Genomic DNA, 8,275 nt, shown 5'->3' with positions numbered 1-8,275 from the left:
TTCCCGGGCGCGGCCGCACTTCAGGCAGACCAGGTGGTGGTAGTGCTCACCGCGGAGGTTGAGTTCAAAGCGCCGGCAGCCGTCCCGAAAGAGGACTTCATGCACCAGACCCAGCTTTCTAAAAGTTGCAAGCGTCCGGTAAACTGTATCAAAACTGATTCCCGGGTAGCGCTGCCGCACTTGATGCAGGATTTCCTCGGCGCTTAAAGGCTGCCCCCTTTTTTTGAGCGCCCCCTCCAGCAGGACCCGCAGGACCTCCTGGCGCTGGGGGGTCAACCTGACCCCCAACTTCTTCAAACGCATAAACACCTCATGCATTAGCTTCCCGGCCATTAAATAAGTATTCCTCCTAGATCAGAATTATTCCTATCCACTCTAAATTATTAAATAAAAAAAGACCTGCGTCAACAGGTCAAAGTGCATTATGGATCCAGGCCAGCCTTAACGGCCCTGCACCTCAGCAGTCTTCATGCCCTCTCCTCCGGCCGGGCCGCACCCTGGCCGCAACCTGCAGGCACAACCCGATCCCTGGCTGCAACCTGCGGGCACAACCGGGCTCCCTAAAAACGGTAGTCGGACGGTTCCACCAGGCCCCAGTCCTGCAGCAGGTGCAGGGTAGCCTCCAGGGCGGCCTCCCTCCCCAGCATCTGTCCGATGAATTTGATGTATTCCTGGTTGTGGAAGACAAAGCGGTGGCGCGACCCCAGGCGCTCCACGGCCCGGTCCAGGAGCCGGTGCACCAGCGGATCGGAATAGCCCAGGAGCTTCCTGGCGGCCCTAAGGTGTTCCCGCAGCGGAGGCATTGCCGTCCCTGTCTTTCCCCTTGAACAACCTTTCGATGTCGGAGAGGAGCAGGTCCGGGATGATCGCGCTCCGCTCCAGGACGTCGCTCGCCTTGGCGACCCAGCGCTGCCAGATCACCCGCAAGTGTTCGTCGCTCATGCTCGGGGCAGGGGTCTTCCCCTTCCCTTCCCCCTCGACGTAAAAAATTTCCGAAGGCTTCGTCTCCTTGAGCCACTTGACAATGGCGCTCAGCGTCTCCAGCGAGGCGAGACGCCTTTCGTCCATGGCAGCCCTTTCTTCGCGGATGTCCATTCCCACCACTCCTTGCTGGATTTATTCACTCGAATTGGTGCTTCTCCATAAAAGATCAAATTTCCTGCTGAAATTTTACGATGCCTTAAAAACCTTGCGGCAAGGCTTTCAAGAAACCTGCTAACCGTTTGGCTAACCGATTGCTTTGCTCTACTCATACAGCCGCTCAATTGTCTTAACCGCTTCCCTCTGCATGTCCCCACCAGCCCGCCCAGCCGCACGTCCGTCCGCTGGGTCGAGGAATAGCGCCGGCAGTCAAACCAGCGCAGGTCCTCCTCCATGTTGAAGAGGTTCCTGTTCTTATAAAAGAGCATCTCTTCCAGTCGATTTTCCGCAGCTTTTCGTAATTTACATAATTTGCGTCCAATACTTATCGCTCCTCACTCGCCTTAACTTAAGCTTTCTTGAAGGCTAATCAGAGGGAAAACGCGGCCGATTACGCTCAAGAAGCCCCGCAAGAAACTTTCTGAAGGCCAGGCAGTCCTCTGCCCAAAGCTCCCTGAGGCGGAAAGCTTTCTTGACTACAAAACCGACTTTTTCGGGGTCCAGATCCACATCGTAGGCGTGCCGGAAAAAGTGACGAAAACTTCTTAGTTCATCCAGACAGCGGGCTGTTTCCTCCTTTACCACTGCTGGCCTCACGCCTGCAATGGAAATCTTCATTCTTTCCAGAAGCTCGCGGTGCCAGTGCATGCTGTCCACGTCTTCTCCAAATGTTTTCGCGACTTCAGTAAAAATCCTTTCGTAACCGGTGTACAGCTGGTTGAGATAGAAAGCGGTTTCTACCAAAAAACTGTGCTCTCCGGTTTCCTCGTAGCGTTCCCAGCTCCGGACAAACCTTCTGTGCAATGCATCTTGCTTGCCTACGAGATCTTCAAGCAATCCCAGAAGGTACTTGATCTTTGTTGACATAAACTACCAACCCCTCCTTCCGGATTCTATCCTGAAAAGGAAGGCACTTTAGTTCCCGGAGGTCTGGTCGGTGGCTGAGTTTTCTATCGAGTTCAGCCTGGGCCCGAAGCAGATCGGAAAAAGAAAACTTTCCCTCAACTGCCAGGTCAACATCAGAATAGAAGCGTTGATTTCCAGTAAGAAAGGAACCGTAGAGGTAGGCTTTGGTTATTCCGTACTTCGGGGCTACATCTTTCAGAACCTTCCGGACCTCGGTAATTACCTTTCGGCGCTCCTTCTTTCGTGCCCGCCGTTGCTCTTCCTCTCTTTCTGCCAAGTAACGCCGGACTTGCTCAAGTTCCTCTAATGAAAACCCTTGCACTACTTCCATTTCCTTCCCCACCCTCCTTTTTGAAAAGGCTCCATCCTTTACTTATTGTAACCTACCTCTACTGATACAACAACCTAATCGGTAGCAACCTTGAAAACAGGTGGCCTTTGAACGACTTCCACGCCCTCAACGATTTCTCCGTCAGCCGTGACAACATACGAACCTGCTACCTGCACGCGCTTTTTAAGCTCTCCCCAGAGCGGGTTCTCTGTTACTTCGATGAAATCCGTCATCCCCCGCTCCTTCAGCCAGGCAAGCAGTTTTTCCTTGCCTCTCCTAACTCCGGCTGCTGAGCGTGATACTGAATTTTTCCACCCGGCAACCAGGGCCCCGGGCGCGGTGCCATCTTGCGCCTTTGCGAGCTTTTTCATGGCCTGGCCGAGCTTCTTCCGGGCGCGGCCCAGCTTCTTCTCCACTTCCTCAATCTCGAGTTCTCTTTTTGGAAACCCAAAGTCGCTTGGGCTTTGAGCCAGGCATCGTCTGCATAGCGAAAGTTCAGCCCGAAAAGTTCCTGGCCCTGCTTCTTGACGTCGTCCTTCGACCAGCCTTTGAGGAGCCGGTTGAAGGTCCAGCGCTCGCAGGTGCAGAAGAGGCGCATCTCGGTCTCAAGCGGGTCCTCGTTCCCGCGGGACCACCTTGGGAAACGGAAGGCGGGGTAGGACTCGGGGAAGGACTCTCCGCACACCGTCACGCTGAACTTATCCTTCTTGTTCTTTTTCAGCATTTCTTATCAGCTCCCGGAAACCCTGCCGGATTTTCCTGCCGCCTCTTGCGCCGTAGAGGCGGGCCGAGAAAGATGTCACTATGGCCAGCAGGTCCCTGACCAACTCGGTTTGAACATCTTCCGGCTCTTTTGGTGCGATGGCGATTACTCCCACGCCGCAGTACCTCAGGTGCCGCTCGATGTATGCATAGCCAAACCGGGCCAACCGGTCGGGGTATTCGATGAGTTTTTGAATTCTCCCCGTTCGGCCAGCTTGATGACATTTAACAGGCCGCGGCGCTTCTGGTTCAGGCCGGAGGCCACGTCCATGAATTCTGCCCTGATAGTGAAACCGTTTTCCCGGGCGTACTGCCGCAGCCGTTCCATTTGCCGGTCCAGGTTGCCTGCGTCGGCCTGTTTCTTTGTCGATACCCGGGCATAAAGCACAACCGCTTCTGGCCCTGCTTTCACCCCTCCAGTTCCCAAAACGCGGTTGATTTCATCTATCGGATATCTTCTCTGGCCGCTGGGCAGTCTTACCGGCTTGATTAAGCCTTGCTTTTCCCAGGCCCGGAGACGGTTGGGATGAACGCCTAATTTTTAGCTGCCTGTCTGATGGATAACAGTTCCATATTTTCGTAATAACAAAATAGTGATGTTTGGTCAAGTATGGTTATAGTTGAATTGTAGCTGCTGCAAACCTCCGTTTTTCTTCACAGGCAACAGCGTTGTCGCTGCACTCCAAATCCGCTATCCTTGAGAAAGGAGGACCTTCCAGCTCGTTGCTCTGAGCTCGACGCGCGGGCTACCCCTGGGCCCGCCAACCCAAGCCCTGCACCTTCAGGCGCAGGACCCGCGGCGAAACTGCCACAAAAACCCGCCGTCGACTGCTCCGGCCTGAGGGCCAGAGACTTCTCGGCGGGGCATCCTAAAACGAAAGCAACAGACGCCTTGACCGGCTTTCCTGTGCCCGAACAGGACAGCCGCACGCCTACAAGTTTCTCTCGAAAGGCGGAGCAAAACGCCCCAGGTAAACCTGGACAGGAGCAGCTGCGTTCTCAAGGATTACTTTAACGAGGGGAGGGGAAGAAGAATGCTCAAACCAGAAACTGTACGTCTCTTGGCAGAAGCAGGTTTTGCCTCCCAGCCGAAACCCAACAGCATCCAGCAGCCGGACACAGAGGAAATGATCGCCGAAATGCTGGCGCGGGGCTGGCAGCTGTTGATCGCGGCCAGCGCCCGGGGGTGCCAGCTGCGGGTCTACGATTTGGAAGGCAACGCTGCCGACCTGTTCGGTCCGGCAGAGGAATTCGCCGATCTCGTGGGCCAGGCACTGCTGTTTGCGCTAAACCGGAAAAAAGAAGTGCGCAGATGAAAACCGCCTCCACAAAAAGCAAAAAGCCCGGGTTTTGTCCGGGCCCGGCACGGGGAAGAGGAAGAAAAACCGCGCCAAAAACAAGAGTGGGTACGCACTACCACTACCTGCCTGCAGGAACATCTGTGACCTGGTCGGTTATGGCGGACGGAAGCGAACTGGGTCAAGAACTGGCGCGTGCAGGGGCTTCCGGTCAGTTCAACGGCCTGTGAAGTCTCGAACGACAATGGTGCTAGATATTCGCCCTCTTCTGGGAGGAGCCGTGCAAGAGGTGGAGAGCTTTTTTGAGAGCGTTTTGCTTCATTTTCATGGAAATATCAGGTATATTCTATATAGAAAGTCCCGCGAGGAGGCGATTCTTAATGTCTAAAGATTCTGGGCACATTTCAGGGACCGAAGCGTGGGAACCCTCGAAGGAATTCCTGGCTGAATAGATTGCGCCGGTTGGAAGAAGAGCAACGTAGGCTTTTAAAGGAAAAAGCGCGGGCAAAGGCAAAAGCGGTGGCTGACCATCTCAAAAAGAAGTGGGGCGTAAAGGAGGTATATCTTTACGGGTCGCTGGCCTGGGGAACTTTTCATGAACGCTCGGACATCGACATTATGGCGGTTGGCTTTACCGGCAACTACTGGCGGATGCTCGTCGAGGTAGAAGAAATAGCCATGCCCTTTGAATGCACGGTGGTTTGTGAGGAGGACGCCTTTCCTTCTCTGCGAGAAAAAGTCCGCGCAGAGGGGGTTGAGCTCTGATGAACAAGCGGAAGTTTCTGGTGCTCAAAGCTGCGATAGACAGGGAAACGAAAAACCTCGGTCAACTACCCCGTCCTGAAGGGGCTGTTGAAAAAGACCACTCTTTCCTCTGGAGATTACAGCAATTGGAAAACCCAAATTGAAATATGACCCTATCGGACTTGGGTGAACCAAAGAAGAACCTGGTTCAGTTTTAAATCGCACGGCTTTCGGGACTCGGATAAGTATTACCCCCTCCCTTACCTTGGGAGGCTTTCTCCTGGTCAACACCCTGACCATGCGCTTTATATTCTGTGCTGTGGCCGTCAGCAGGCACTGTTCTCTAACGTGCTCAAGACCTCTAAACTTAGCCCTTCTGAGCCCGTGGTGTTCTTTGGCTTCCCCAAATATGGTCTCAGGTCCGCGGTGCGACGCCAGATCGCCGCCTCCCGCGCTTCAGGGCGCTTGAGCAGCCGGTCAACGTATTCAAAGACCTGCGCCTCTACATGCCGTTTGATGGTTCGACCCGCCTTCTCCGCAGTGGTGCACTGAGGTCTATACAGACAAACTTTCAGCCGGTTGAGCAGACACCGGAAGCGAAGCCGGTTGTGAAGTTCGTCGTGGGGAGCAGGTCGTACTCCATCGGTGAAAGGACTTTCGAGATGGACGCCGCCCCGTTCATCGAGAACGGCCGGACGTTCGTCCCGGTGCGGTTCCTGGCTTACGCCATAGGGGTCCCTGAGAACGGCGTCTCCTGGGACGGCGCGGGTCAGACCGTGCGGCTCGAGAACAGGGGGGTCGCGGTGACCCTGCGCGTGCGCGAGCGGGTGCTGCGGCGCAACGGCAGCCCGGTGCAGATGGACGTCGCCCCGGTGCTGAGAAGCAACCGCGTCTTCCTCCCCGCCCGCTACGTCGCCGAGGCGTTCGGGCGCGGCGTCGGGTGGGACCAGTGGTCGAAGTCGGTCTACGTCTACCCGGTGAAGGTCGACTGGGAGGCGACGAAGTCCGGGTCTCTGCAGCCGCCCGAGGGGGCGAAGGACCCGCCGGACAACTGGGGCTTCGAGCCGAGGGCCCTGTACGTCGTGTGCAGGGTCGGGTCGAGGTACGCGGAGGTCCACGCCTACACGCCGGAGATGAGGGAGCTCGACGAGAAGATCGAGGAGAAAGCGAAGGAAATCTTCTGGAAAAAGTACAACCCCTGGTTCTGGAGTGAGGGACCTGGCGCTCAGGGCGATGGCCTTGGACCCGAGGATGACTGCCCCACGGCCTACAGGCCCGCCGGGAAGAGGTTCATGGAGTGGTACGCCAAGAACCGCGACCCCGAGTTCGACGCCCTCCTCGCCCGGAGGGAGCGGCTCAAGGAGGAGAGCGTCTGCACCCTCGACCTCGGGACGCCGTGCGTGGCGGCCCTCACGAGGAGCATGTTTGAGGAAGTGAGGAAGCGCTACCCGGCCCTCTACAACGCCTCGAGCTGCCTCGTCGTGCCGGATGGGGCCATCATGGGCAAGAAGTACTGGCTGGCCTTCTACGCCCCCGTCATCCCCGTCGCCGAGGCGCTCGGGTTCCATTTTTAATCAAATGGCTAATAAACTTATCTATTGGCTTATTTTTTGGATGTTCATACCTACGATGGTAATAGTATTAGCTATTAAGTTTTTACCAGTACCCAATTCTTTTAAGAAAATAACCGTTGAATTAGCTGGCGCAGGGTGGATATTATATGCAATAATGCAATTACCTAAAGTTTTTAAGTAGATTCTGCTGAAAAAGTCAGCCAAAAAAGTCCCTTGAAAATGCATATAAATCACCTAAATTTTCTCATCATTTAGGACTAAAGCCGGGTGGGTACGCGTGTACCCACCCTTGTTTTCGGTGCGGTTTTTCCTCCTCCTTTCCCGCGCCGGGGCCCGGATGAAATCCGGGCCTTTTGCTTTTTGTGGAGGTGATTTTCGGTGCAGACCGCAAAGGTTGTTCCTGTTAAGCAGTGGCCTACCACCTGTCAGTATCTTTCCCCTCTATCTCTCGGGAGTAACATTAACGACCTTCTCCCACTTTTTGCCGCCTTCCTCCCAGATGATCCGAAACTTGGTTTTGTGAGCCAATCTTTCGATCTCTGACGGATCACCTTCAGCCAAGTAAAAGATTCTATCCAGAGTGATCGTTTGACCAGGGGGCACGTAACCGGGAAGACCGAAGGACTCATTGATGATAAATTGTTTGAAAGAAGAGTCGAGAACCGGCTCAGCTAAAATAAAACTCTTATCCCCTTTTTTCCTGTATTGGTTACAGTGACCTCGTATACTACCTGCCGATGCTTCTCTGGATCAAGCTCTGTTTTGCATGACTGGTTGCCAGGTGGCCATTGACCCATTTCATGAGTTCATCGTTGTAACTGGTCTTTATTGAAGGCCGTTTTGCTTTACAGAGTGTCCCGTGGTAAGCACATCCCCGGCAGGCATGGCGGCCGACCCGGTAAAGGGCGGTGCCATCGGAAGATTTGCCCATGCAGTACATTTTCTTTCCCTGCGGACAGTAGTAAACGTCCTCTTTTTCATCGTAAACAAAGCCGGCTTCGAGCTTCTTCCTGCGCATCGTCTTGCGGGGCTTAGGATAAGGAATGCTGGGCAGGATCCCTGCCTGCTTGAGAAAAGCATAAAAGTACCGTCTCCCGTAGCCTTTGCCCTTACCTGGAGAAATCCAAAAATTCTCCTTTCAAGCAGGCCGATATCCTCAGGCCGACACCCTTCTCAAAAAATCCTGCCGGGGGCGCAACTAATATAAATCCACCCGCTGCGCCGCCTCGTCCCACGCAACCTTCAACCCCAGGCTCTCCACCACAAACCTGAGGGGAACAAAGGTCTTTCCGCCCCGGATCTCCGGCGGGAGGGGGAGTTCGACTTTCTTTCCCGCGGCGAAGGCGATCCTGCTTCCGCAGCGAAGCACAACGCTGCGCTCGCCCAGAGCAATCACGATCTCCTGACTCGCCTGATTCCATCCGACTTCTGCTCCCAAACACTCGAAGATGCCCCGCAAAGGCACCATGGTAACGCCGGGCGGCTTGAGGAAGCCCGGCACCTGGAGGTCTTCCCCCCGC

General features: G+C 55.0%; 16 protein-coding genes and 1 pseudogene. 4 read left to right on the top strand and 13 right to left on the bottom strand.

Annotated features, from left to right (window positions below):
• From HPY90_RS14040 to HPY90_RS14000, 9 genes are all read right to left on the bottom strand, one after another.
• On the bottom strand, positions 1–333 hold a 333-nt coding region (locus HPY90_RS14040; protein ID WP_287195409.1), incomplete at its 3' end, for a Fur family transcriptional regulator.
• A 227-nt stretch (positions 334–560) separates the two neighbouring features.
• Positions 561–803, bottom strand: coding sequence for a hypothetical protein (locus HPY90_RS14035; protein ID WP_287195407.1), 243 nt, complete (start codon positions 801–803; stop codon positions 561–563).
• Positions 778–1,095 carry a hypothetical protein gene (locus HPY90_RS14030; protein ID WP_287195405.1) on the bottom strand — a complete coding sequence of 106 codons (318 nt, stop codon included), beginning with the start codon at positions 1,093–1,095 and terminating at the stop codon, positions 778–780. The genes HPY90_RS14035 and HPY90_RS14030 overlap by 26 nt, the downstream gene beginning before the upstream one ends.
• Positions 1,096–1,506: 411 nt before the next feature.
• A complete protein-coding gene (locus tag HPY90_RS14025; RefSeq protein WP_287195404.1) occupies positions 1,507–2,007 on the bottom strand; it encodes a ribonuclease toxin HepT-like protein in 501 nt (166 codons plus the stop codon).
• Positions 1,970–2,377 carry a nucleotidyltransferase family protein gene (locus tag HPY90_RS14020; RefSeq protein WP_287195402.1) on the bottom strand — a complete coding sequence of 136 codons (408 nt, stop codon included), beginning with the start codon at positions 2,375–2,377 and terminating at the stop codon, positions 1,970–1,972. Before HPY90_RS14020 ends, HPY90_RS14025 begins: the two co-directional genes overlap by 38 nt.
• Before the next feature lie 74 nt (positions 2,378–2,451).
• On the bottom strand, positions 2,452–2,748 hold the full coding sequence (locus HPY90_RS14015) for a host-nuclease inhibitor Gam family protein (protein WP_287195400.1): 297 nt from the start codon (positions 2,746–2,748) through the stop codon (positions 2,452–2,454).
• Positions 2,745–3,101, bottom strand: coding sequence for an SSO2105 N-terminal domain-containing protein (locus HPY90_RS14010; protein ID WP_287195398.1), 357 nt, complete (start codon positions 3,099–3,101; stop codon positions 2,745–2,747). Before HPY90_RS14010 ends, HPY90_RS14015 begins: the two co-directional genes overlap by 4 nt.
• Positions 3,076–3,255, bottom strand: coding sequence for a hypothetical protein (locus HPY90_RS14005; RefSeq protein WP_287195397.1), 180 nt, complete (start codon positions 3,253–3,255; stop codon positions 3,076–3,078). Before HPY90_RS14005 ends, HPY90_RS14010 begins: the two co-directional genes overlap by 26 nt.
• Positions 3,256–3,266: 11 nt before the next feature.
• Positions 3,267–3,551, bottom strand: coding sequence for a recombinase family protein (locus HPY90_RS14000; protein ID WP_287195395.1), 285 nt, complete (start codon positions 3,549–3,551; stop codon positions 3,267–3,269).
• A 622-nt stretch (positions 3,552–4,173) separates the two neighbouring features.
• On the opposite strand from HPY90_RS14000, the gene HPY90_RS13995 reads away from it, so the two are divergent.
• The 3 genes from HPY90_RS13995 to HPY90_RS13985 all read left to right on the top strand — a co-directional run bounded on the left by HPY90_RS13995 (position 4,174) and on the right by HPY90_RS13985 (position 5,345).
• Positions 4,174–4,455 (top strand): hypothetical protein, encoded by a 282-nt coding sequence (locus HPY90_RS13995; protein WP_287195393.1) that lies wholly within the window; start codon positions 4,174–4,176, stop codon positions 4,453–4,455.
• 435 nt (positions 4,456–4,890) lie between these two features.
• Positions 4,891–5,202, top strand: coding sequence for a nucleotidyltransferase family protein (locus HPY90_RS13990; protein ID WP_287195391.1), 312 nt, complete (start codon positions 4,891–4,893; stop codon positions 5,200–5,202).
• Positions 5,202–5,345, top strand: a complete 144-nt coding sequence (locus HPY90_RS13985; RefSeq protein WP_287195389.1) for a hypothetical protein — start codon at positions 5,202–5,204, stop codon at positions 5,343–5,345. Before HPY90_RS13990 ends, HPY90_RS13985 begins: the two co-directional genes overlap by 1 nt.
• Before the next feature lie 133 nt (positions 5,346–5,478).
• Here the strand turns inward: HPY90_RS13985 and HPY90_RS16375 are convergent.
• A pseudogene (locus tag HPY90_RS16375) lies at positions 5,479–5,607 on the bottom strand (transposase); the annotation flags it as partial.
• A 182-nt stretch (positions 5,608–5,789) separates the two neighbouring features.
• On the opposite strand from HPY90_RS16375, the gene HPY90_RS13975 reads away from it, so the two are divergent.
• Complete coding sequence (locus HPY90_RS13975; RefSeq protein ID WP_287195411.1) at positions 5,790–6,755, top strand: copper amine oxidase N-terminal domain-containing protein; 966 nt, start codon at positions 5,790–5,792, stop codon at positions 6,753–6,755.
• Between the two features lie 21 nt (positions 6,756–6,776).
• Here the strand turns inward: HPY90_RS13975 and HPY90_RS13970 are convergent, their stop codons facing one another.
• The 3 genes from HPY90_RS13970 to HPY90_RS13960 form a co-directional block, all read right to left on the bottom strand.
• Complete coding sequence (locus HPY90_RS13970) at positions 6,777–6,989, bottom strand: hypothetical protein (protein WP_287195388.1); 213 nt, start codon at positions 6,987–6,989, stop codon at positions 6,777–6,779.
• A gap of 493 nt (positions 6,990–7,482) precedes the next feature.
• Positions 7,483–7,773, bottom strand: coding sequence for a hypothetical protein (locus HPY90_RS13965; protein ID WP_287195386.1), 291 nt, complete (start codon positions 7,771–7,773; stop codon positions 7,483–7,485).
• A 180-nt stretch (positions 7,774–7,953) separates the two neighbouring features.
• On the bottom strand, positions 7,954–8,275 hold a 322-nt coding region (locus HPY90_RS13960; protein ID WP_287195384.1), incomplete at its 5' end, for a copper amine oxidase N-terminal domain-containing protein.

The sequence above is a fragment of the Syntrophothermus sp. genome, assembly GCF_013314835.1.
GTDB classification, from domain to species: Bacteria; Bacillota; Syntrophomonadia; order Syntrophomonadales; family Syntrophothermaceae; genus Syntrophothermus; species Syntrophothermus lipocalidus.
The sequence above is the reverse complement of the archived record's forward strand: the minus strand, read 5'-3'. Positions and strand labels throughout refer to the sequence as shown.